Origin of the sequence: Dyadobacter sp. NIV53 (assembly GCF_019711195.1) — a bacterium.
Lineage (GTDB): Bacteria > Bacteroidota > Bacteroidia > Cytophagales > Spirosomataceae > Dyadobacter.
This window is the reverse complement of the sequence record NZ_CP081299.1, coordinates 7,456,655-7,478,077: the sequence shown is the minus strand read 5'-3', so window position 1 is coordinate 7,478,077 and position 21,423 is coordinate 7,456,655. Positions and strand designations below refer to the sequence as shown.

Below are 21,423 nucleotides of genomic sequence, written 5' to 3'. Positions count from 1 at the left end.
TCTTTTAACAAATAAATGAACGGAACAATTAAAACATAAAATAGATCAATGGTGAAATCTGTTTCAAAAAAATGGGTATTCAGTCTGGCACCCGAGCCATAATGATAAAAGCGCCGGACGAAGCAGTTGCGGCGATTGAACTGCCTGATATTAATTATTCTGATGAACTTAAAGGAAGTTTTGATTACATACATTTGTTTGTAACCAAACAGACTGAGTTTAAGGAGCATTTCCCAAAGCTAAAAGCCCATCTCGGCCTACAAGGAATGTTATGGGTTTCCTGGCCGAAAAATAAACAATTGGACACTGACCTGTCAATAAAAAAGGTCATTGAAATGGGTTACGAATTTGGCCTTGTTGAAAGTACTTGCCTGAGCATTAATCGAATCTGGTCTGCACTGAAATTTACGCATCCAAAAGAAGGAAAAGTGTACAATAACAGCTATGGAAAGTTGAATTTGTGAGTGAGGATAGTTAAATCTGCGACAAACAGGTTTAACACTATAAAATATATTTGAGATTCAAAACCGGTTAAATTCCATCATTCAGATTAAGGAAAAAGACACTTACCTGGTCTCAAGCTCTTTCAACCTATTTTTTGCTTCCTGATATCCCGGATATATTTGCAGCGCTTTCTTATAAAACCTGATCGCATCCTCTTTTCTGTTTAATGCCAGGTAAACATTTCCCAATGTAAGCATGACCAGGTCTTTGTCCGGAAACTCCGTTGCATTATTTTCTGCTATTAACCTGGCGTCGTTATACCGTTTTAAGTTCAGTAACTGTTCGGCAATAAAATTCATTGAAATCCAGTCGACATAATTATTAACTGTATCGGCTTTCATTTTTTTATATTCTGCAACAGCTTTTTCTGTACCTATCTGGGATATGTAAGTTTCTATCTTTTTGTGTACCGGCTGTTTTACACTAACAGGTTTGTCATATAGAATTTTAACCAGATTCTTTGTTATTCCAAAAAAATCAGTTGGGGAACTGTTACACAGAATAACAGCAAAGCTATTGGTGGAAGGTATGCGGAGCATGAAGGAAATAAAGCCGTCGGTCATTCCCAAATGGAAGTTTGCACCGACACTGTCGACATCTGTATATTTAAAGTTTTGATTGAACCAGCCATATCCATATCTGGCCGGCCTCTTTCCGGGTGTTAGCATTTCATCCGTCAAAGATTTGGTCAATAATGTATGATCCTGTAGGGCCAGATGAAATTTAAAAAGATCGTCCACCGTAGAATAAAGATCACCAGTCGCCATTGTATTTGACTGATCGCGAAAATCTGCGCTCGTAAAACCACCAAAACTGTAATCATATCCCGTTGCTCGTTTGGGCACAACCTGCAAATGGTGGTAGGAGCCGGAATTTTTCATCTGCACTTTATCGAAAATATCTTCCTTCATCAATTGTGAATAGGATTTCCCCGTAACCTTTTCCATGATGCAACCCAAAGTAAAGTATCCCCAGCTGCTGTACGCATACCTGGAACCAGGCTCAAACGCAAGCGCAGAGTCTGCATATACCTTTACATAATCTTCTCTCGTAAAACTCTGCCGGCTGAACCTTAGAAAAAAATCTTTAATAATATCATAGTTCGGCATTCCGGATGTATGGCTAAGTAACTGTTTTACCGTGACATTGGCCGCAGGTTTGGTTTTAAATCAGGTAAGTAGTCTGAAACGGTTTTATTCAAATCCACCAAACCTTTCTGAACCTGAATTAGCATCAGCGTAGCAGTTAATGACTTGGAAACCGAGCCGATCATAAACTTTGTGTCGGTTGCGTTGGGAATATTCCATTCCCTGTTTGCCAACCCAAATGCCCCTTTGTAAATTATTTTACCATTTTCAGCAACTAACACCGCACCGTCAAACATATTGTAATTATGGTATGTCTGCATAATTTCTGACAGTTTTGCCTTTTTGTTTTGGGCATACAAGGTAAAACCACAGAACATAAAAAAAGGAATATCGGGAGTTGCTTTATAGACATAGCCTTTTGTGCAGGTTAAACCAGTTACAGAAGTTGAAGCTTTTTGAGGAAGGCGTCCTAGTTCGTCAGGCAGAAATTGTTGTTCAATAAAGGTATAAAAGTAAAATTGGGGAACAAAGGTCAGCATTTGTTCTTGATGCTAAAAAATGTATGACCGAAAGCGCAGTGTTTAACCTAACAAATGAATTCATTGCGCTGATACATTTACTTTTATAGCAATTTTATTAAGTCAGTTTTATGTGTTGTTCACAAAGTAAAATATTTAAATAGATGTACCATCACAAATATTTAATTCAAAATTAGGAATGGGTTATGGCACCATGAAAATATCTAAACCAAATACAACAAAAAAGCACTTAACGAAATTCGCTAAGTGCTTGATTTTCAAGAGCCTCCTGTCGGGATCGAACCAACGACCTACTGATTACAAGTCAGTTGCTCTACCAGCTGAGCTAAGGAGGCCTTTTTTACTGGCCGATACCGTTTGTTATTCCGTTATCATGGTGCAAAAGTAGTAGAAAAGACTATTCAGCGCAACTCTTTGCAAACTTTTTTAAAAGTTTTTTTCAGCTTTTATATAGCCTCCTGAATTATAGACAGTTGATGTTTCAATTCTTCTAACTGAGTTAAAGCACTATTTATCTTTCTCTCAAATTCCGCTTTCAAACGATCCGAAGTTTTTGATTTCGCAAAGAACTCAATATTATTCTGCCACAAAGCAATGTCATTTTCAAGCTGTGTCACCTTACGACGGATATCACTTTCTTTTCTGAAAAGATTACGATTGCTTTCTCCATCCCGCACCAATTCCACTTCGCTTTCGAGTACAGCCTGCTCCTTTTCTCTTGTTGACAATTGGCCAATTGCACTTACATACGTGTTTATAGCCGCAATATAGCGCTTCTGAATAGCCTGCATATCTTTCTTGGGAACAAATCCAATGGATGACCATTCGCTCTTAAATGCAGTTAAAAGATTCAAAGATGATTCATCCTTGCCGCTTGCTGCCTGTTCAATCCTTTCGATCAAATCTGTTTTCCGTTTCAGGTTCTCTTCAAATTCCTCCTCAACTTCCTTGTTCTTGGCACGTTTCTGATTGAAGTAAGCATCACAGGCCTTTTTGAAACGGTCATAAATGGTATCTTTATATTTCTCCGGCACCTGGCCAATACCTTTCCATTTTTTCTGTAATTCAATAATCTTTTGCGTATTAGAAGCATTGTCTTCACCCGTTGCAAGAATCGCTTCTGCTTCAGCGCACAATTGATTTTTCAATTCCAGGTTCTGCTCTCTTTTACTTTCGAGCTGGCGGAAAAATTCACCTTTATTGTTGAAGAATGTTTTCAGGCTTGCCCAGAACTTTTTACTCAGTTCTTTTCCCTCTTCCCTTGGCATGATCCCTTTCAAAGAAACCCACTGATCCTGAAAAGCCATGATTTCTTTGGTCTTGGCATTCCATTCTTTTATACTTCCTGAACTGTAAGCTGTGAAAGGAACTATTGATTCATAGATCTTGGACTTTTGCTCGTAGTTTTCCTGCATCGATTTCTTTTGCTCAGCAAATTGTCCGCGCTGCGCATCATACAATACATCCAGTGCAAGTTTAAATCTCTGCCATAACTTTTCCTGATCTTCCTTAGGCGCAGGCCCAAGATGTTTGTATTCTTCAAAAATATGATTGGCTTCATTCAGGATTTCCCGGCTCATCGGACGGTTTTCCAATGATTTTCCAAGCTCTTCTACTTTTTCACACAATTCAGCTTTCAACTCTGCATTTCTGCGGCGATCCAGCTCCTTTAATTCAAAATAAATATTCCTGTTGCTAAAATAGCGGTCGATCAATGCATTATAAGTAGCCCAAAGCGTACCGTTGTGAGGAGATGCAATGTTGCCTGCCGATTTCCACTCTTCCTGGATCTTTTTAAATTCCTCCCAGCTGGATTTTAATCCGGTAGCATCAGTTTCTCTGATACCTTCTTCTTCGAGCAGAGTTCTTAACCGCTGGAGCAAAGAAGTCTTAACAGTAAAATTCTTTTCTTTTTCTTTTTCCTGGCTTTGGTAATATGAATTTTTCAACCCTCTTATTTCGCGGGATAATGCATCAATCCTTTGCGTATCAGCATCGTATTTAAATTCAAATCCGTCAGCTTCTCCATTATTATCTGCAGTAAATGCTTTCAGGGCATTTTCCCTGTCATTTAGTTTTATCTGATCCAGAACGGGGCGAATATCACGAACCACTGCCTCTGCTTTTTTCAAAAGCGCAGGCTTGGAACCTGTTCCCTGTACCGCAGCAAGTTCGTTTTCCAATAGCTTTACCAGTTGCTCCTTAGACAGTTGGGCATAATCCACATCCGGCGTGTGCTCCTCTTCATGTTCCTCTGCCAAATCATTGTTAAGATCAATTTCGAGGGTATCGATCGTTTTTTGTGTCAGGTCTTCCTGCTCGTTGCTTTCGACCCCTTCGTTTTGTTCTTGTGCCATCGTGGTTAGTGTTTCGTACGTACGTCTCAAATTGAATACAAATCTAACAATCTTTCCTATGAATTGGCTAATTTTGACTTCGTAACATTGAACATATTCCTAAGAAATGAATCATAATATTGCAAATATTCGTAATGAATATAGTTTAAAAGGTCTTCATGAGGATGATCTGCTATCTGATCCCCTCAAACAATTTAGAAAATGGTTCGATGAAGCTATTGGTTCAGGGCTTGATGAACCCAATGCAATGTTACTCAGTACCATCCACCATGCCAGGCCATCGGCAAGAATTGTACTGTTAAAAGACCTTGATCACGGATTATTATTCTTCACAAATTACAACAGTAAAAAGGGAAAAGATGTTGCAGCGAATCCTCATGTTGCGCTGACTTTTTTCTGGAAAGAGCTTGAAAGACAGGTTCGTATAGAAGGGACTGTTTCAAAAACGTCAGAAAACGAATCAGATGAGTATTTTGCGACCCGGCCACGAGGAAGCCAGATTGGCGCCTGGGTGTCTGATCAGAGTGAAGTGATTGAAGGCAGGGAAACCATTGAACAAAAAACGAAAATATTCGAGGCAAAATTTGAAGGAAATTCTATTTCACGTCCGCCACATTGGGGCGGCTACCGAGTGATTCCGGATTATCTGGAATTCTGGCAGGGTCGCCCCAGCAGATTGCACGACAGACTTGTTTATCAAAAAAACCCGGAAGGGATATGGAGTATTGAGCGGCTCGCACCGTAAAATAATTTCAGTAGCGCTACAATAAAAGAGGATCGTTCTGAAAATTTCAGCACGATCCTCTTTTATTTTTGTCTTTCTAATATATTACCTCTCGCTCATAGGAACAAAATCACGTTTAGGAGCACCCACGTAAACCTGGCGCGGACGGCCGATTGGCTCTTTATTTTCACGCATTTCTTTCCATTGAGCAATCCAGCCTGGCAGACGGCCAATTGCAAACATTACCGTAAACATATTTGTTGGAATTCCCAATGCACGGTAAATGATACCTGAGTAAAAATCTACGTTCGGATATAATTTACGTGATACAAAGTATTCATCTTCCAAAGCCGCTTTTTCAAGCTTCTGAGCTATTTCAAGGATCGGATCGTTAATACCTAATTTGCTCAGTACGTCATCCGCTGCTTTTTTAATAATCCTTGCACGCGGATCAAAGTTTTTATAGACTCTATGACCAAAACCGAACAAGCGAAAACCGCTGCTTTTATCTTTTGCCATATCAATGTATTTCTGGGTATCACCACCATCCTGACGGATCGCTTCAAGCATCTCAATAACTTCCTGATTTGCACCACCATGAAGCGGGCCCCACAATGCGCTGATCCCGGCTGAAATAGAAGAATAAATATTGGCATGCGACGAACCAACCAGCCTTACTGTGGATGTTGAGCAATTTTGTTCGTGATCTGCGTGCAGGATCAAAAGTTTATTTAACGCAGCTGAAACAACCGGATCTACCTCGTAATTGGCTACTGGCAGAGAAAACATCATATTCAGGAAATTAGAACAATAATCCAGGTCATTTTTTGGGTAATTAACCGGATGTCCCTGGGATTTTTTATATGACCAGGTTGCTATTGTCGGCATTTTGGAAAGCAAACGAATAATATGCAGTTCGGTGATTTCCGGTGTATCAAGATCAAAGGTTTCAGGATAAAATGCACTCATTGCACTTACTAATGACGAAAGAACACCCATTGGATGCGCATTGACAGGAAAACCTTCAAAAATTTTCCGCATATCCTCATTTACAAGCGTATGCGTAGTTATCTCATGTTCAAAATCAGAAAACTGCTGTTCAGTTGGAAGCTCACCATATATAAGCAGATAAGAGACTTCTAAAAAAGAAGCTTTTTCCGCTAAATCTTCAATCGAATAACCACGATAATTCAAAATCCCTTCTTCTCCATCCAAAAACGTAATAGCACTTTTAGTAGCACCAGTGTTTTTGTATCCGGCATCAATTGTTATAAACCCTGTCTGGTCACGTAATTTGGCAATATCTATCGCTTTTTCCTTTTCACTACCTTCTATTACTGGGAACTGGTAATTTTTACCATCAAGGGTTAATTCAGCTATTTGGGACATATTAATAAAATAAAATTAAAGGTTGGTATATAAACTATATGCTGATGATGGCATGAAAGATCAAAGAAATCATTGGCTTCAAATTACTTGCTTCAATTATTAATTTTGTGTTAAATCCATCAGCCTGACAGCATTTTCCAGTTAAACACGAGTCGCAATATCTTAAAAAACTGTGTACTTTCTATTATTATCCTCGTTTTATTTGTAAAAATTCAAGATTAAAATGCCAATCATTGATAATTTGAAGTAATTATAACACTATTCCTGTGCCACTTAGCATTCGATCATTATTTTGACCAAAATTATCATACGAACAAAGCTTTACAATTCATACATTTTGTCCGGTTTGAGTCTCAGAAGGCACTTTTACTTCGTTAATAAGTCCAAATTTCGCTTTAATAAAGTACCTTCCAAACAGCCCCGTCATTATAATTGGCAGCAAATGAGCCCCATAGATAAATGCTTTGCCTGTAATTCGATAAGAAAATGATGAAAATGTAATGTAAACATATCCAAACCAAGCCAATGAAATGAACAACAAAACAAGATACAGAACAGACATTTTCTGTCTGTTAAAATATTTGAAAGTTAGTTCACAAGTAATTAATGATATAACGACAACCAATAAAACTGTTAATAAAGCTCTCGGAAAATTACTGATATAGGAATGTTTATAAAGCAAAACTCCAAGCCGCCCGATAAGATTAGGATGAGCCAGAAGATACGCATCAGTAATGCTTAACACCAATAGAAGAAGTAAACTGCTCATTTTCTTATTCATGTCAAAGAATTTTACAATGTTAAAGTAATTGGAATAATATCCATTTTTACACCAATATTTTGTTGTATTTCCCTGTAATCATTTCAATTTGTTCGGTTAATGGCAAATCATGGTTAATCCAATTGATTGTAATTCCATCCTTTTCCATTTTTCTAAAAAAAGTCATTTGACGTTTTGCAAATCTGTGGATTTCGGATTCCAGTGACCTGGCCATGTCTTTATAAATCAATTCTCCAAGTAAAAATTGCGTCACAAATTTATATTCAAGGCCATAATAAATAAGCTGTTCCGCCGAAATACCACTTTTCATTAAAGCTTCCACTTCATCAATCAATCCGTTTTCCAATCTATATTTCAATCTTGAGCTTATACGCTCCCGCCGGACATCAACCGGTGGATTTAAGCCAAAAATTACCGATTGGTATTTTACTGACGTTGTAACAAGCTTTGACCCTGAACTTGGGTTTTGAATAAGGTACTGAGAAATTTCAATTGCCCTGATCAATCTTTTTCTGGTAGAAGTGTCAGCGAGGCCGGAATAGGCCGAATTTAGATTTTGAAAAATATGATTCAGTTCTTCTGTGGTATGGATTTCCAATTTTATCCTTAGATCGTTATCTACTGGTATCGACGAAAATGCATGGCCCTTTAAAAGTGCATATATATAAAACCCTGTCCCGCCACATAGTATTGGAACGCTATTGCCTTCTGCCAAATCATCGTATGTCCTTTTAAAATCCTTTTGAAATTCGTTTACGTTGTATTGTTCGCCAGCTTCCTTGATGTCTATCAAATGGTATGGAATATTATTTCCATTCACCCTGTACTCATCCAGATCTTTTCCTGTACCAATATTCATATTCCTGTAAACCTGCCTCGAATCTACACTGATTATTTCCCCACCCATCTGATGTGCAATTTGTGTAGCCAAATGGGTTTTTCCGGATGCTGTCGGGCCAAGTATAATAAGAAGGGGTTTCAAAATCCTGATGGTTTCTTTATAATTGTTTTAACGAATTTGAGACTTCCCACATTACATATTTGTATCGTGTTTTTTCCTGTTGTATGTTTTCTATCTGAAAACCTCACATATTTTTCAGTATCCAGCCAAAAGGTTATCGGAGGTTTTTCGGATATCCTTTCAAATCCAAGTTTAGCATATGAAATTCCGTCAGACCATTCCTTGTCGATGTAGGTCATAATATCATCCGGGTGGATTTCTTTAGTAAATGCGCTTAGTAATTTGTCCATTCCGCCAACTACCGTGGTGTTGATCAGATTGGAAAACCTGATTAACTCGAATGAACGAAATGGTTTTTCTTGTTTAATGAATATACGAACGTGACTAAACGTAGCGACCGCAACGAGCAAATCTTCATTTACATTAGTAACCTGAAAACCAGTTGGTAATATTCTGAAATATTTTACGGGAAGATAGAGTCCAAACTGGTATTTTGACTGTACCGTACCCTGCAAATGATTCTTTCCAAGAAACTGTCCGGCTATTTCTTTATTGATACGAACGGAATAAGTAAGCCTGGCGGGTATGCGAATGGAAATTCCCAGCAAAGCCATTAATCTCGATTTGACTATATCACTTTTACCTTTCCACTGATCTTCCCACAATATAATGCTGTTAATTCCGCATAAACGTAGCTTGTCCTGGGCAGCTGCAAACAATTTCAATTCTTCAATAGACTTTTCTGAACCCCACAATTGAAGTTCAATTAATTTTAGATGCAAATAAGCGTTACCAGTTTTTTGTATTTCTAACGTTGTAAAAATTTCTTCTTCCTTTTTACAAATTTTACATGTAAAGCCAATCAGTTTTAACCAATCGGAGATTTGTTCTTCAAAAGAAGTTTTATTACTTAACAATATGATTGGTTTAACTTGGATAAAGATGATAATCAGCTTACAATTCTAATCATTTCATCTTGGAAGAAGCAAGTTTATTGATGAAAATTTTCTACCTAACAAAAGAGGATACCATTTCTGATATCCTCTTTTTAAATAACTATAAGTCTTGAATTTTCATTTTCCTCCTAGTCCAAAAATAACACCAACATTCACACCGCCAAAATTAGAAGTTGAACTAAAATCAATATTGCCGGCAGAATCCGTAGTGGCACTATGATCCGCATTACCAAAAACAAAATGATAAATCCCCTCAACCTGAACCCCTAAATTGCCAAAAACGAAAACTATACCTGCCCTGGGTGCCGCTCCGAAATTACTGTGTTTCGAAGATTCTATAATGGTGTTACCGTTAAACTTTGCATCGTATTTAGAAAAATACATCCCTGCATCTCCTCCAATATATGGGCGGATTAAACCTTGTAATAAATAATAATCACCAGTAACCGTCAATGGCGTCAGCGTTCCTGTCGTCGTTAGTTTTTGGCCAGCAAAATTATAATCACTTCCATCCGCATAAATTTTGCCGGCAATACCAAACGCAAACTGGGGAGATGTAAACACCCTAAGATTAATGCCGCCTCCGGCTATGGTCTTGGAATCTTCAATATTTGACTTCGCCAATCCTCCCTGCAAGCCCAATGAAAACTGAGCGAAACCTGTCGAATTGAATAAAAAAACAAAAGCAGCAACACCAATTGCGCGACTTAAATACTTTTTCATAGTCTGATATCGGTTATTTAAATGATTGAAGATTAATAAGTTTACAATATCAAACCATGACTAAAACAACAAACCTAATATTAATATAAGTTATTATAAATCAGAATATTGATGAATTAATACACGCTTATATTCAGTTCTTGAAATTGTATATCTGTGCAAATAATTCCACATTCCGCTAACTTCCAGGTAACTTTCAATGCCAATTCTATTTACTAGAATTAATAGAATTGTAACATTATAAACTAACCCGATCCAGATTTGCTGCTTCCCATCCAACCAAAGCCTTTTTACGCGTTCTTCCCCAATGATATTCACCCAATATTCCTTCTTTTCTGATAACACGATGGCAGGGAATAAGGTATGCGATCGGATTATCACCTACTGCTGTACCTACTGCCCTCACTGCTTTGGGGTTACCGATACTTTCTGCGATTTGCTGATAAGTAGTAACAGAACCTTGCGGAATTGACAATAATGCTTCCCAAACCTTTAACTGAAAGTTGGTTCCCTGTACCAAAAGCGGAAGTTTACCCAATGTACTCAAATGAGGTTGAAAAATCCTATTTATAAAATTTTCAGTTATCTGCTGATTCTGTTTTATAGAGGCAAAATGCCATTTTTTAGCAAGTTTGATAAGTTGGTCATCCCGCGATTCCTCATCAACAAAAGCCATTGCACAAATGCCCCGTTCAGTAACTGCAATAAAGCACTCCCCAAACGGCGACTGATGAAAACCGTAATTAATTTTCAACCCTTTTCCATCACTTTTAAATTCATGTGGTGTGACGGCTTCAATACCTGTAAACAAATCGTATACACGGCTTTGGCTGGAAAGCCCGGCAGATTCTGCAAGTTCCGCCAAGTTGGTTGAATCCTTAATTTTCTGTTTAAGATAATCCGCTGTAATATACTGCAAAAATTTCTTTGGGCTTACACCAGCCCATTCCGAAAAAAGACGCTGAAAATGAAACTGGCTGATACTCACTTCTTCGGCAACTTCAAAGAGAGATGGCTGCTGTTTTGCATTTGTCGTAATAAACTCAATTGCCTTTGCAATTTTGTCGTAATTATAAGTTTCCTGGTTCATGACAGTATTTATTTGTTAAGCAAATATCTTTCAAACCTTCATACTACCCAACCTGAAACTTGCTTAGTAATAGTAAAAAATAGCTTTGGCAATGATACGAATTTCAAGGTACGTAAGTTATATTCATGTTGTTTTTATAATTACCAATTAAATCAAAACCTTACTATGGAGCTTAACCCAAAAGAAACTGCCCTTGTTCTGATAGAGTTTCAGAACGATTTTACCACCGAAGGAGGCATATTTCACGGAGCCGTAAAAGGTGTGATGGATTCCAGTAATATGCTTCAGAATACGGTAGATACAGTGAAGGCAGCCCGTGAAGCCGGAATTCATGTAATGTATATTCCAATAGCATTTACACCTGATTATCATGAGGTTACCAGCACGCCTTATGGGATAATGAAAGGCGTAGTTGACAATGGTGCTTTTAAGAAAAATACCTGGGGTACTGAAATTGCAGAAGTTCTGACACCTGAAAAAGATGATATCATCATTGAAGGAAAACGCAGTTTTTGCGGATTTGCAAGTACCAATCTTGATTTTATTTTACGTAGTACGGGCATTAAAAATGTAGTTTTAGCCGGATACCTTACCAATTGCTGTGTTGAATCTACAATGCGCACAGCTTATGATAAAGGCTATAATGTGATCACCCTGACGGATTGCTGCGCCACATTAAGTCAGGAAGAGCATGACAATGCTTTAAAAAATGATTTTCCAATGTTCAGCCAGCCAATGTCACACACTGCGTTTATTGAAGTTCTGACAAGTGAAGCAACTCTTGAATTAAAAGGAAAAGGTTACGAATAAATATTTTTCACTCAACCAATTGTAAATGAATTTATTAAAACGTTATGTGTCTGCTTTGATTTTGATGCTTGGTATGAATACCGCTTTTGCACAGGATTTCAAATCAGATCTGAAAAAGCTTAATACAGAAATTGAAGTTGCTTACAAGTCTCAGAAAATTACTGAACCCGAATATCAAAACTTAAAAAAAGAGCAGGATATAATTCAGTCGGCAATTGAAAAAGCCGGCACGGATAAAGTATTGACTCAGGACGAAAAGAATAAGATATATTCCAAAATTATCCGTTCAAGGAAAAGGCTTGTAAAATATAAGAACCAAAGCGAAGCCAAATAAAAGTAACGAGCTCTTCCGGTATTGGAAGAGCTCGTTAAATAATGGTTAGTATTCTTTCTTACTATCCTTTTTGGATTTTTTCTCCGCACGTTTTTCTTTCAGATTTTTCTCTGGCTCTTTTTTGGCACTTCCCTTGTCCAGATTTTTACCTTTTGCCATGACTATTAAAATTTTAAGTGTTATAAGTTGGTAAAATAACTGAATTAGTTTCAAATTTGGTATCTAAGGAACTATATTTTTCCTGCTGCATTTCAAATTTTCACTTTGGCAAATGTCTTAATTTTCAGGTAAAAAACATCTTTTGATTATTTCTGTGTGATCCAATCGAGAATCTTATTGGCTTTTGCACCGGTTTCACCCGTACTAGGGCTTTTTCCTCCCCTCTTAAATCCTTCACAATCTGCTCAATGAGTGGCTGCTGAACGTGTGGCGGATAAGGGATATTGAAAACTTCGGTACCTTTTTCTGTTTCTACTATAATATCAAACTTCTCAAAAAATGAGAAATTAATTCTTCCTTTAGAACCTACAATCTGGGCCTTGTCTTCCCGTTGTTCTTTATTGACTGTATAACACCAGCTGCCATTACCCAGGATACCGGATTCAAATTCGAAATTAGCAACAGTTATGTCATCAGCTGTATATAATCCCGCCTGATTTTTGGAAATGCCCGTTGCGGTTTTTATCGGACCAAATACATATTCAAGAAAATCAAACTGGTGAGAGGCCAGATCATGAAAATGTCCGCCGCCTGAAATCTCCGGATCCACACGCCAGCGAGGTTTGGCATGATCCCCAACCTCTTCTTCATAAGGCTGCCATTGCAAACAGATATTGACAAAACGTACATCACCAATTACTCTCTGATCTAAAAGCTCCTTTAATTTCTGAAAATACGGTAGGGAACGCCTGTAATAAGCCACAAATAATGGCACACCGGTTTGCCTGCTTACCTCATTCATCCTTTCACATTCTGCTGCGTTCCTGGCCATTGGTTTTTCCACATACACAGGTTTTCCGGCACGCATGGCTTTTATCGCGTATTCCTCGTGTACATCAGGCGGTGTGGCAATGTATATGGCGTTAATATCAGGGTCATTGATCAGATCGTCCACATCAGCATACCATTTCGGAACATGATGCCTTTCAGCATAATCGGCTGCTTTTTCGGCATCCCGTCGCATCACTGCAATGAGGTGCGAATTGGCCACTTTATTAAAAGCAGGGCCGCTTTTTACTTCTGTTACATTACCACAACCAATAATTCCCCAGTTAATCTGATCCATAACAATTATGATATTTTTGAACTATTACCTAAGCAGAATTATTATTTATTCTAATCAGTCTGATTTAACTTATTAATTTTTTTGAATGGAAAGCCAACGCAACAACCCGCTTCATGGAAAAACACTGGAAGCAATTCTTAATGAACTGGTTGATTATTATGGCTGGGAACAAATGGGACAGCTTGTTAACATTAATAGTTTTCAGTTTGAACCCAGTGTTAAATCCAGCCTCAAATTTTTGAGAAAAACACCATGGGCACGTAAAAAGGTAGAAGATCTATACATTCGGATGATTGAAACAAAATAGTTTTCTAATTTTAGAATAAATAACAGGATGCAAACTATTCTTCATCACTCAACTTTTAGTTAATTATGCCTTTCGTTGATTATTACCAAATTCTGGGACTTGACAAAAAAGCCTCAGAAAAAGATATCAAAAATGCTTACCGCAAACTCGCCAGAAAATATCACCCGGACCTCAATCCTAACGATAAAGAAGCGGAAAAGAAATTTCAGCAGCTCAATGAAGCGAATGAAGTACTAAGCGATCCTGATAAACGTAAAAAATATGACCAGTATGGTAAAGACTGGCAGCATGGTGAAGAATACGAAAGAGCACAACAATCACGCGCCAGATCTCAGGCAGGTTCTAGATATGGCGGGGAAGATAGCGGCGGCTTTTCGGATTTTTTTGAATCTATGTTCGGTTCATCTTCAGGTTTTGGTGGCGGAGGGCGCCAGGTAAAATTTAAAGGGCAGGATTATAAAGCAGAAGTAAATCTGAACCTGAGAGAAGCTTATGAAACCAATAAGAAAACCCTAACCGTAAACGGGAAAAATATACGGATCACAATTCCTGCCGGCATTGAAAACGGACAGACAATTAAAATTGCCAGTCATGGCGGACCAGGTTCAAACGGTGGCCCTAACGGGGATTTATATATCACTTTTACCATAACAAATGACGAAAAATTCCGACGTTCCGGAAATGATATTCATATTAAAGAAGACGTGGATTTGTATACTGCTGTCCTTGGCGGAGAACTGGTGATTGATACTTTAAGCGGAAAAGTAAAATTGCCTGTAAAACCGGAAACTCAAAATGGTACTGTGGTGAGGCTGAAAGGAAAAGGTTTTCCGGTATACAAAAATGAAGGCCACTTCGGTGACCTTTATGTAACTTTTAATGTCAAAATCCCTACTCAATTAACTGAAAGACAGAAAGAGTTGTTTACAGAATTATCCCAATCTTAATCCGTAAAAGGTATGGAAACTGATAAATTGTTACCAACAGATAAATTTTGTACTTATTACAACGTAGAATATTCATTTGTTGAATCTCTAATGGAAATCGGGCTGATTGACACGATTGTAATACAGGAAACCGAGTTTATACATATTCCACATTTACAAAAAATTGAACGCATTATTCGTTTGTATGACGATCTGAATATTAATCTTGAAGGTATAGAAGTAATACAATTACTGCTGGAACGGCAGGAACAAATGAATGAGCAGATCAACTCTTTGAAAAACCGGCTGCGGTTTTATGAAGGTTAGTCAATCTTTTGTTATTATAAAATCTCCTGAATCGTGTTTTCAATGAAACCCGGTTCAGGATTTTCTATTTAATAGATTCATCTAAAGGCATTCTGGTAACGGGTAATTATTTCAAATTCAGTGAAACTGCAATAACGAATGTATCTTTGTGGCATATTACCTGAAGCAGTCCGAAACCCGGGCTGCTTGATCAATCCATTATTATGAAATTTGAGGATTACCATATTGCTCCTGAAATAAAGAGGAGCTTAGAAAAAGCAGGATTTAAGCGTCCGACTGATATACAGTTTAAGGCGATTCCTGCAATTATGAAAGGCGAAGACGTACTGGCCATTGCACAAACAGGAACAGGAAAAACAGCTGCATTTGCAATTCCGGTTATAGACAGGTTACACAATCAAAAAGCTTCGAGCCGGCCGGAAGGCATTAAATGTATTGTAATGGTGCCAACCAGGGAACTGGCCATACAAATCACAGAAGTATTTGACAAAATAGGACAATATACCAAAGTAAAAGCTTTCAGCGTATTTGGCGGAGTAGAACAAGGCCCGCAGATTGCACAACTGGAAAAAGGGATAGATGTATTAATTTCCACACCTGGCCGAATGTTTGATCTTGTAAGCCAGGGACATATCAAGCTAAACAAAATAGAAGTATTGATTCTGGATGAAGCCGATCATATGCTTGATCTGGGTTTTATTAAGGATATTCAGGATCTAATAAAATTTCTGCCAAAAAATCGCCAAACCCTGTTTTTCTCTGCTACGATCAATGAAAAGATCAAAAAACTGGCCTACTCTCTGGTCAGAAATGCGATCCGAATCCAGGTTTCTCCCAATGATAAAGTAGCCAGAAACATTACGCATTCGGTAGCCTATATCGGCATGGATGATAAACGTTTTTTTCTGGAAAGAATAGTTAAAGAAAACCCGGAAAGTAAAATTCTTGTTTTTGTGCGCACGAAAGTCCGTGCAGAACGCGTGTTTAACGCGCTGGAACGCATGGAAATCAAAAGTCTGACCATCCATGGTGACAAAGACCAGGCAGATCGCACCGAAGCCCTGAATCAGTTTAAACAAGGGACGGTAAAAGTAATGATCGCAACGGATGTGAGCGCCAGAGGCATTGACATTGCGAACGTAGACTATGTAATTAACTACGATCTTCCGGAACAAGCAGAAAATTATGTACACCGTGTAGGTCGTACCGGTCGGGGTACACAGAAAGGATTAGCTGTTTCGTTTTGTAGTCCTGAAGAAAAGCCGGTATTGGAAGAAATTCAGGAGTACCTTGGCCAGCCAATTGAAGTTGTTAAAATAAGTGTTACTGATTATTCCGAAACGCTTGACTTTACCAGTGACACCTCCAGTGATCTTAATGCACTGATGAAAGAAGTTGAAAGTTATGAAGCAGGAAAAAAGAAAAAGAAGAAATAGTGGTAAATGACAACAATAATGGCCTGCCGGTTAATTTCCGACAGGCCATTATTGTTGTCATTTATTTCAATCTGCAATTAGTAACTTATTTTATCCGGAAGAATTTGTCCGCGAATTTCGCCATATATATTTTGCGCAGTAGTAATATTTACGTAAAATAATCCCTGTATCAACCAAGCCTGTTGTTCGGCGGTTAAAGGTTGATTTGCTTTCCCAACAACCTGTGTGGCGGTCGGGCCAGCAAGTGTGAATAGTATTGCTCCTCTTTCGTAACCCGGATTAGCAAAATTAATTGTCACAGTAGCAGGTGTAATATCCTTGTAGGAAATATTATAACTTAATTCCTTGGTAGTCTTATTGTATTCAAAAGCTCCAGATCCCTGAGCGGCAGAAACGGATTTGGGAACAGTTGGTGCACTATTAATTGTGGCTGAAAATTTAACTATGTTATCTTCATGAGGGCCTTCTTCCTTGCAAGAGGACATCATACCAAACATAGCAATACCTGTCATAAATAGTAAAAAACGTTTCATTGGCTTTTTCATACATCTTTAATTTTAAAAAAAGTTAACTCTTAAATATACACATAAACTTGTCACGATACAAAAATGATACCAGAATCACCATTATCAGATTGTCCACAGATCATTTTTGCGAATGTAAACGATCCGGTTATTCCAGATAACCCTGTCCCAATGATCCACCGATCCAAAGATTGTAAGCTTGTGTCCTTTTCTAACCATTTCCACTACGTTTGAAGCAGATGATGGCTCCTCTCTCAGAAAAGTATTATCATTAACAATAATACCGGTTTTATAAAGAGAGGGAATGTTAACAACACCAAGCAGGACTACAAGATAAACAATCGTTGAAATCTTGTGAAATTGTAAAATTGGTTCTTTTCTCCTCGTTTTCAAAACCATGATGAAAACGATATATGACCCCAAAGTTAGAAGCAATATTGGAATGTACTCACCATATCTTCTGTAAAAAATTATAAAATAATTATAATCGTCAAAGTCATAGCCACTTAGATTTTGTTCAACTGCCAAATTATCCATTTTTTCAAATAAACGCCTGGAAGGATTTATGAGAGCCAATTTATTCAGGTAATACAGGCAGTTTGTATAATTATTCGTCTTCTCAGAAAGAAAAGCAAGCTTCAAAAGCAGGTATTCATTATTTTTTTCGTCCTCTTTATAATTTTTTTTATACAGCGTTTCCGCCTCGGTATACTTCGCCATAGCGAACAGAGAATCAGCAGCTTTTAACTCTTTTAGGTCAGCAGAAACTACGGTTCCTGACCCCAAAATGGTGCATGCTAAAATCAAAAATGACAGGTATTTCTTGTACAGGGCTTGCATTTTACTTTTAAGAATTCTACTTTTGCATCGCAATTACGGAAAACGCCCCGGCTAATCCAACAAATTAAAATGATTCATTAACTCGTTTAGTTGAGTCATACAACCAGAAAGCATTTACCGCAAGTTGAATTGTTTCAGTGTATGGAGTCAAAATTTGGATTGAAATAAAATAAATGATTCCGTAGCTCAGCTGGTAGAGCAATACACTTTTAATGTATGGGTCCTGGGTTCGAATCCCAGCGGGATCACAAGTCGTAATAATGAAGGATCTTCATGTTCATGATTAAATGCTCATAACGGGCAAAACTGGAATCGAGCAGTTTCAAAATAAAATCGAATAACGATTCCGTAGCTCAGCTGGTAGAGCAATACACTTTTAATGTATGGGTCCTGGGTTCGAATCCCAGCGGGATCACTGAAAGATCAAATTCCTAACCGGATTTGGTCTTTTTTGATTTAGAGCAATACGCTTTTAATGTATGGGGCCTGGACGGTACGCCGCCCGGTTCGTATCCCAGCGGCATCACTGAAAGATCAAATTCCTAATCGGATTTGGTCTTTTTTGATTTAGAGCAATATACTTTTTAATGTATGGGGCCTGGACGGTACGCCGCCCGGTTCGAATCCCAGCGGGATCACTGAAAGACCAAATTCCTAACCGGATTTGGTCTTTTTTGATTTAGAGCAATACGCTTTTAATGTATGGGGCCTGGACGGTACGCCGCCCGGTTCGTATCCCAGCGGCATCACTGAAAGATCAAATTTCTAACCGGATTTGGTCTTTTTTGATTTAGAACAATACACTTTTACTGTATGGGGCCTGGACGGTACGCCGCCCGGTTCGTATCCCAGCGGGATCACAAGTCATAAAAATGAACGATCTTCATATTCATGATTAAATGCTCATAACGGGCAAAACTGGAATCGAGCAGTTTCAAAATAAAATCGAATAACGATTCCGTAGCTCAGCTGGTAGAGCAATACACTTTTAATGTATGGGTCCTGGACGGCACGCCGCCCGGTTCGTATCCCAGCGGTACCACTGAAAGATCAAATTCCTAACCTGATTTGGTCTTTTTTGATTTAGAGCAATACACTTTTTAATGTATGGGGCCTGGACGGTACGCCGCCCGGTTCGAATCCCAGCGGTATCACTGAAAGATCAAATTCCTAACCGGATTTGGTCTTTTTTGATTTACAGCAATACGCTTTTTAATGTATGGGGCCTGGACGGTACGCCGCCCGGTTCGAATCCCAGAGGGATCACTGAAAGATCAAATTCCTAACCGGATTTGGTCTTTTTTGATTTAGAGCAATATACTTTTTAATGTATGGGGCCTGGACGGTACGCCGCCCGGTTTGAATCCCAGCGGGATCACTGAAAGACCAAATTCCTAATCGGATTTGGTCTTTTTTGATTTAGAGCAATACACTTTTAATGTATGGGACCTGGACGGTACGCCGCCCGGTTCGCATCCCAGCGGCATCACTGAAAGATCAAATTTCTAATCGGATTTGGTCAATTTCGATTTAGAACAATACACTTTTATATATATGGGGCCTGGACGATTTTGTACGGAAAACTCTGATTTTGTTTTTTTCTGATGTCTTATATAATAGAATTGCTGCAATTATAATTTTGCACTCCACACCAACTGAATTTGAGAATTATAATAACATTATTTGATAATCATACAGCTAGTCGCCGGCACTGCACTTCCGACGTCTTCAATGATCACCAAGCAAAATACCCAGTAGTACAAGCAATAATAACAGACTTCCGATTACGATCAGCACTATTTGCCTGGCGTTGAATGAGGTTCGTTCAATGGTTACGATACCAGGAATGTTCATTTTAGCAAAATTAAGTGCTTGAAAAGGTTGGATAAAAATTACAAAACTCAATAAAGAAATTAGGAAGTAAGGTTCAGGAAGGTAGCTTAACAAAATAATAACGACATATATGACATGTAACAATGCGGGATGGAAAGTTTTTGAATACCCTGCATTCCGTGCAAGTTCCAGAATAATTTTAAAGAGGTTTGATAAAAAAATATAGCTGAATAATGTCCTTGCTGCCGGAATTATATCTAAGTCGTCCTTTTCATTAAAAAATCGCCATGCTTTATAAGTCCACCAAAATGGATAAAGACCACAAGTAAAAATAGATAGGATTATGAACTTGTTAATACTAATAAGTTCCTGAACATTATTGTCCGAATTGGTTACAAGATTATTGTTAGAATCCAACATTTGAATAGAGGTGAGGGAAATTATAAACATCCAAATTTAGTAAGAATAAATAAAGAGAGCCCGATATCGAACCGAATCCACTTGAATTAACTAATCACCACAAAAACCTTAAAATATGAAAACCCGATATAAGCTTGAAAGTTTCAAGATAGTTACAACTTTTTGATATATGTAATTTCAATCGGACCTCCCGGAGCCGGTAACTCTAACTCAGGATTAGGCCCAGGGCACCTCCTTTTAACATTACCCGACATGGTGTAATTCCAGGTTTTTCCATCTTTACTTACTTCCCAGTCACTATCTGCATCACAGGCGGATACTTGCATAAAACCAACATTTTTATCCGGAACAACAAAAGAACCGTTACCTGAGTATCGGGCTTGTTGGTTTTCAATGGTTAGGTTTGTTGAACCATCACACCCACAGTCTTCATCACGTTCCTTTGAGCATGATGACGCGAAAAGTAAAAAATAGTAAAATGAGACCTTAATTATGAAACGCATTTTGTTGTTGGTTAATGGTTCAAACATATGACCCCAGCATTATGAAAATAGTTGTAAAACATAATATTTACCTCATAATAGGTCTATTCAGTCAAATTAGTAGTCAACCTCCAACACCGATGGGATCAGAATATAAGCAAATGTAGGTGCGGTTTAAATACAAATCAACCTTGGACATACCATATTTGAAAGAGTGCAATTAACAGTAATTTGTAATTAAAATGGTATTATTGCCATCAAAAAAATTAATGGAGACAAATCAAAACGAGTACGCCCGGGCAATCATTGTTCCTACGCTCACGGTTAGAAATGGTTCAGATGCAATTGCCTTTTATCAAAAGGCATTTGGCGCTACAATCTTAAGGCCAATACAGATCCTGATGGATCAGTGGTCGCAGAAATGGAGATTAGAGGTGCCAGGTTCGTTGTGGCAGATCAGTCGGAGGAGCATGGTAATTTTGGCCCTGAAAGATTAAAAGGTACACCTGTAAGAATTGGCTTGCAAGTCGAAGATCCTGACCAAGTATTCGAACTTGCAGTACAAGCAGGCGCATCAATTATTTATGCTGTGGCCGATCAGGATTACGGTTACAGATTGGGTCACTTATCCGATCCTTTTGGCCATCATTGGGAAGTTTTCAAACCCATATAATAACGAAAGTGAATTATGGGACATTTGATCAAAACAACTTCTAACCAGATAATTGTCTTGTTGATCATTAACCAGTTCAATCCACTAAACTTTTTCTTGTTAATACAAGCCATA

The 21,423-nt window shown here is 38.2% G+C and carries 22 protein-coding genes, 3 tRNA genes and 1 pseudogene; 11 read left to right on the top strand and 15 right to left on the bottom strand.

The genetic code is table 11. From position 1 onward, the window contains the following. Positions 1–71: 71 nt before the first annotated feature. Complete coding sequence (locus KZC02_RS30945; protein WP_221392185.1) at positions 72–464, top strand: hypothetical protein; 393 nt, start codon at positions 72–74, stop codon at positions 462–464. A gap of 102 nt (positions 465–566) precedes the next feature. On the opposite strand, the gene KZC02_RS33540 is transcribed toward KZC02_RS30945, so the two are convergent. The 4 genes from KZC02_RS33540 to KZC02_RS30925 all read right to left on the bottom strand — a co-directional run bounded on the left by KZC02_RS33540 (position 567) and on the right by KZC02_RS30925 (position 4,488). Next, positions 567–1,613, bottom strand: coding sequence for a serine hydrolase (locus KZC02_RS33540; protein ID WP_221392184.1), 1,047 nt, complete (start codon positions 1,611–1,613; stop codon positions 567–569). 26 nt (positions 1,614–1,639) lie between these two features. Further along, the gene (locus tag KZC02_RS33535) at positions 1,640–2,131 is read right to left on the bottom strand and encodes a serine hydrolase domain-containing protein (RefSeq protein WP_221392183.1); all 492 of its coding nucleotides are present in this window, start codon (positions 2,129–2,131) and stop codon (positions 1,640–1,642) included. A gap of 262 nt (positions 2,132–2,393) precedes the next feature. Beyond that, a tRNA-Thr gene (locus tag KZC02_RS30930) sits at positions 2,394–2,466 on the bottom strand. 111 nt (positions 2,467–2,577) lie between these two features. Then, entirely contained in the window at positions 2,578–4,488 is a 1,911-nt protein-coding gene (locus tag KZC02_RS30925; protein ID WP_221392182.1) for a DUF349 domain-containing protein, read from the bottom strand. A gap of 106 nt (positions 4,489–4,594) precedes the next feature. Between KZC02_RS30925 and pdxH the strand changes: the two genes are divergently transcribed. Beyond that, complete coding sequence (pdxH, locus tag KZC02_RS30920) at positions 4,595–5,233, top strand: pyridoxamine 5'-phosphate oxidase (protein ID WP_221392181.1); 639 nt, start codon at positions 4,595–4,597, stop codon at positions 5,231–5,233. Between the two features lie 84 nt (positions 5,234–5,317). Here the strand turns inward: pdxH and KZC02_RS30915 are convergent, their stop codons facing one another. The 6 genes from KZC02_RS30915 to KZC02_RS30890 form a co-directional block, all read right to left on the bottom strand. Next, complete coding sequence (locus KZC02_RS30915) at positions 5,318–6,601, bottom strand: citrate synthase (RefSeq protein ID WP_221392180.1); 1,284 nt, start codon at positions 6,599–6,601, stop codon at positions 5,318–5,320. Positions 6,602–6,929: 328 nt separating this feature from the next. Further along, positions 6,930–7,382, bottom strand: a complete 453-nt coding sequence (locus tag KZC02_RS30910; RefSeq protein WP_221392179.1) for a hypothetical protein — start codon at positions 7,380–7,382, stop codon at positions 6,930–6,932. Between the two features lie 46 nt (positions 7,383–7,428). Continuing rightward, complete coding sequence (miaA, locus tag KZC02_RS30905) at positions 7,429–8,364, bottom strand: tRNA (adenosine(37)-N6)-dimethylallyltransferase MiaA (RefSeq protein WP_229253901.1); 936 nt, start codon at positions 8,362–8,364, stop codon at positions 7,429–7,431. Then, positions 8,361–9,125, bottom strand: a complete 765-nt coding sequence (locus KZC02_RS30900; protein WP_229253900.1) for a hypothetical protein — start codon at positions 9,123–9,125, stop codon at positions 8,361–8,363. The genes miaA and KZC02_RS30900 overlap by 4 nt, the downstream gene beginning before the upstream one ends. 291 nt (positions 9,126–9,416) lie before the next feature. Then, positions 9,417–10,022: an OmpW family outer membrane protein gene (locus tag KZC02_RS30895; RefSeq protein WP_221392178.1), complete on the bottom strand. Its 606-nt coding sequence runs from the start codon at positions 10,020–10,022 to the stop codon at positions 9,417–9,419. Positions 10,023–10,260: 238 nt separating this feature from the next. Continuing rightward, entirely contained in the window at positions 10,261–11,112 is an 852-nt protein-coding gene (locus tag KZC02_RS30890) for a methylated-DNA--[protein]-cysteine S-methyltransferase (RefSeq protein ID WP_221392177.1), read from the bottom strand. A gap of 165 nt (positions 11,113–11,277) precedes the next feature. On the opposite strand from KZC02_RS30890, the gene KZC02_RS30885 reads away from it, so the two are divergent. Then, a complete protein-coding gene (locus KZC02_RS30885; RefSeq protein WP_221392176.1) occupies positions 11,278–11,922 on the top strand; it encodes a cysteine hydrolase in 645 nt (214 codons plus the stop codon). 25 nt (positions 11,923–11,947) lie between these two features. Continuing rightward, positions 11,948–12,256, top strand: coding sequence for a hypothetical protein (locus KZC02_RS30880; protein ID WP_221392175.1), 309 nt, complete (start codon positions 11,948–11,950; stop codon positions 12,254–12,256). Positions 12,257–12,561: 305 nt separating this feature from the next. Here the strand turns inward: KZC02_RS30880 and KZC02_RS30875 are convergent. Then, positions 12,562–13,541: pseudogene (locus KZC02_RS30875) on the bottom strand (Gfo/Idh/MocA family protein). Positions 13,542–13,626: 85 nt separating this feature from the next. Here KZC02_RS30875 and KZC02_RS30870 point away from each other — a divergent pair. The 4 genes from KZC02_RS30870 to KZC02_RS30855 all read left to right on the top strand — a co-directional run bounded on the left by KZC02_RS30870 (position 13,627) and on the right by KZC02_RS30855 (position 16,537). Beyond that, a complete protein-coding gene (locus tag KZC02_RS30870; RefSeq protein WP_221392174.1) occupies positions 13,627–13,848 on the top strand; it encodes a VF530 family DNA-binding protein in 222 nt (73 codons plus the stop codon). A 65-nt stretch (positions 13,849–13,913) separates the two neighbouring features. Then, positions 13,914–14,795, top strand: coding sequence for a DnaJ C-terminal domain-containing protein (locus KZC02_RS30865; protein ID WP_221392173.1), 882 nt, complete (start codon positions 13,914–13,916; stop codon positions 14,793–14,795). Between the two features lie 12 nt (positions 14,796–14,807). Continuing rightward, positions 14,808–15,101 (top strand): chaperone modulator CbpM, encoded by a 294-nt coding sequence (locus KZC02_RS30860; RefSeq protein ID WP_221392172.1) that lies wholly within the window; start codon positions 14,808–14,810, stop codon positions 15,099–15,101. A 203-nt stretch (positions 15,102–15,304) separates the two neighbouring features. Further along, on the top strand, positions 15,305–16,537 hold the full coding sequence (locus tag KZC02_RS30855; protein ID WP_221392171.1) for a DEAD/DEAH box helicase: 1,233 nt from the start codon (positions 15,305–15,307) through the stop codon (positions 16,535–16,537). A 77-nt stretch (positions 16,538–16,614) separates the two neighbouring features. On the opposite strand, the gene KZC02_RS30850 is transcribed toward KZC02_RS30855, so the two are convergent. Together KZC02_RS30850 and KZC02_RS30845 are read right to left on the bottom strand one after the other, a co-directional pair. Continuing rightward, positions 16,615–17,082 carry a CHRD domain-containing protein gene (locus KZC02_RS30850; RefSeq protein WP_221392170.1) on the bottom strand — a complete coding sequence of 156 codons (468 nt, stop codon included), beginning with the start codon at positions 17,080–17,082 and terminating at the stop codon, positions 16,615–16,617. An 84-nt stretch (positions 17,083–17,166) separates the two neighbouring features. Then, entirely contained in the window at positions 17,167–17,901 is a 735-nt protein-coding gene (locus tag KZC02_RS30845; protein ID WP_229253899.1) for an SH3 domain-containing protein, read from the bottom strand. A 175-nt stretch (positions 17,902–18,076) separates the two neighbouring features. Here KZC02_RS30845 and KZC02_RS30840 point away from each other — a divergent pair. After that, positions 18,077–18,149: transfer RNA gene (locus KZC02_RS30840), tRNA-Lys, on the top strand. A 94-nt stretch (positions 18,150–18,243) separates the two neighbouring features. Further along, positions 18,244–18,316 (top strand) — tRNA-Lys (locus KZC02_RS30835). Positions 18,317–19,629: 1,313 nt separating this feature from the next. Here the strand turns inward: KZC02_RS30835 and KZC02_RS32730 are convergent. Both KZC02_RS32730 and KZC02_RS30830 read right to left on the bottom strand, forming a co-directional pair. Then, entirely contained in the window at positions 19,630–19,755 is a 126-nt protein-coding gene (locus KZC02_RS32730) for a hypothetical protein (RefSeq protein WP_255637134.1), read from the bottom strand. Between the two features lie 551 nt (positions 19,756–20,306). Next, positions 20,307–20,657: a hypothetical protein gene (locus tag KZC02_RS30830; protein WP_221392169.1), complete on the bottom strand. Its 351-nt coding sequence runs from the start codon at positions 20,655–20,657 to the stop codon at positions 20,307–20,309. A 400-nt stretch (positions 20,658–21,057) separates the two neighbouring features. Between KZC02_RS30830 and KZC02_RS30825 the strand changes: the two genes are divergently transcribed. Then, complete coding sequence (locus tag KZC02_RS30825; protein WP_221392168.1) at positions 21,058–21,309, top strand: VOC family protein; 252 nt, start codon at positions 21,058–21,060, stop codon at positions 21,307–21,309. The last annotated feature ends 114 nt before the right edge of the window (positions 21,310–21,423 follow it).

Bases quoted from the DNA above. Each gene is read 5' to 3' on its own strand.
- KZC02_RS30825 (WP_221392168.1), top strand. From the start codon at position 21,058: ATGGAGATTAGAGGTGCCAGGTTCGTTGTGGCAGATCAGTCGGAGGAG.
- pdxH (WP_221392181.1), top strand. From the start codon at position 4,595: ATGAATCATAATATTGCAAATATTCGTAATGAATATAGTTTAAAAGGT.
- KZC02_RS30830 (WP_221392169.1), bottom strand. From the start codon at position 20,657: ATGCGTTTCATAATTAAGGTCTCATTTTACTATTTTTTACTTTTCGCG.
- KZC02_RS32730 (WP_255637134.1), bottom strand. From the start codon at position 19,755: ATGAACATTCCTGGTATCGTAACCATTGAACGAACCTCATTCAACGCC.
- KZC02_RS30870 (WP_221392174.1), top strand. From the start codon at position 13,627: ATGGAAAGCCAACGCAACAACCCGCTTCATGGAAAAACACTGGAAGCA.
- KZC02_RS30880 (WP_221392175.1), top strand. From the start codon at position 11,948: ATGAATTTATTAAAACGTTATGTGTCTGCTTTGATTTTGATGCTTGGT.
- KZC02_RS30895 (WP_221392178.1), bottom strand. From the start codon at position 10,022: ATGAAAAAGTATTTAAGTCGCGCAATTGGTGTTGCTGCTTTTGTTTTT.
- KZC02_RS30910 (WP_221392179.1), bottom strand. From the start codon at position 7,382: ATGAATAAGAAAATGAGCAGTTTACTTCTTCTATTGGTGTTAAGCATT.
- KZC02_RS30850 (WP_221392170.1), bottom strand. From the start codon at position 17,082: ATGAAAAAGCCAATGAAACGTTTTTTACTATTTATGACAGGTATTGCT.
- KZC02_RS30890 (WP_221392177.1), bottom strand. From the start codon at position 11,112: ATGAACCAGGAAACTTATAATTACGACAAAATTGCAAAGGCAATTGAG.
- KZC02_RS30860 (WP_221392172.1), top strand. From the start codon at position 14,808: ATGGAAACTGATAAATTGTTACCAACAGATAAATTTTGTACTTATTAC.
- KZC02_RS30885 (WP_221392176.1), top strand. From the start codon at position 11,278: ATGGAGCTTAACCCAAAAGAAACTGCCCTTGTTCTGATAGAGTTTCAG.
- KZC02_RS33535 (WP_221392183.1), bottom strand. From the start codon at position 2,131: ATGCTGACCTTTGTTCCCCAATTTTACTTTTATACCTTTATTGAACAA.
- KZC02_RS30945 (WP_221392185.1), top strand. From the start codon at position 72: ATGGGTATTCAGTCTGGCACCCGAGCCATAATGATAAAAGCGCCGGAC.
- KZC02_RS30915 (WP_221392180.1), bottom strand. From the start codon at position 6,601: ATGTCCCAAATAGCTGAATTAACCCTTGATGGTAAAAATTACCAGTTC.
- KZC02_RS30845 (WP_229253899.1), bottom strand. From the start codon at position 17,901: ATGCAAGCCCTGTACAAGAAATACCTGTCATTTTTGATTTTAGCATGC.
- KZC02_RS30865 (WP_221392173.1), top strand. From the start codon at position 13,914: ATGCCTTTCGTTGATTATTACCAAATTCTGGGACTTGACAAAAAAGCC.
- KZC02_RS30855 (WP_221392171.1), top strand. From the start codon at position 15,305: ATGAAATTTGAGGATTACCATATTGCTCCTGAAATAAAGAGGAGCTTA.
- KZC02_RS30925 (WP_221392182.1), bottom strand. From the start codon at position 4,488: ATGGCACAAGAACAAAACGAAGGGGTCGAAAGCAACGAGCAGGAAGAC.
- KZC02_RS33540 (WP_221392184.1), bottom strand. From the start codon at position 1,613: ATGCCGAACTATGATATTATTAAAGATTTTTTTCTAAGGTTCAGCCGG.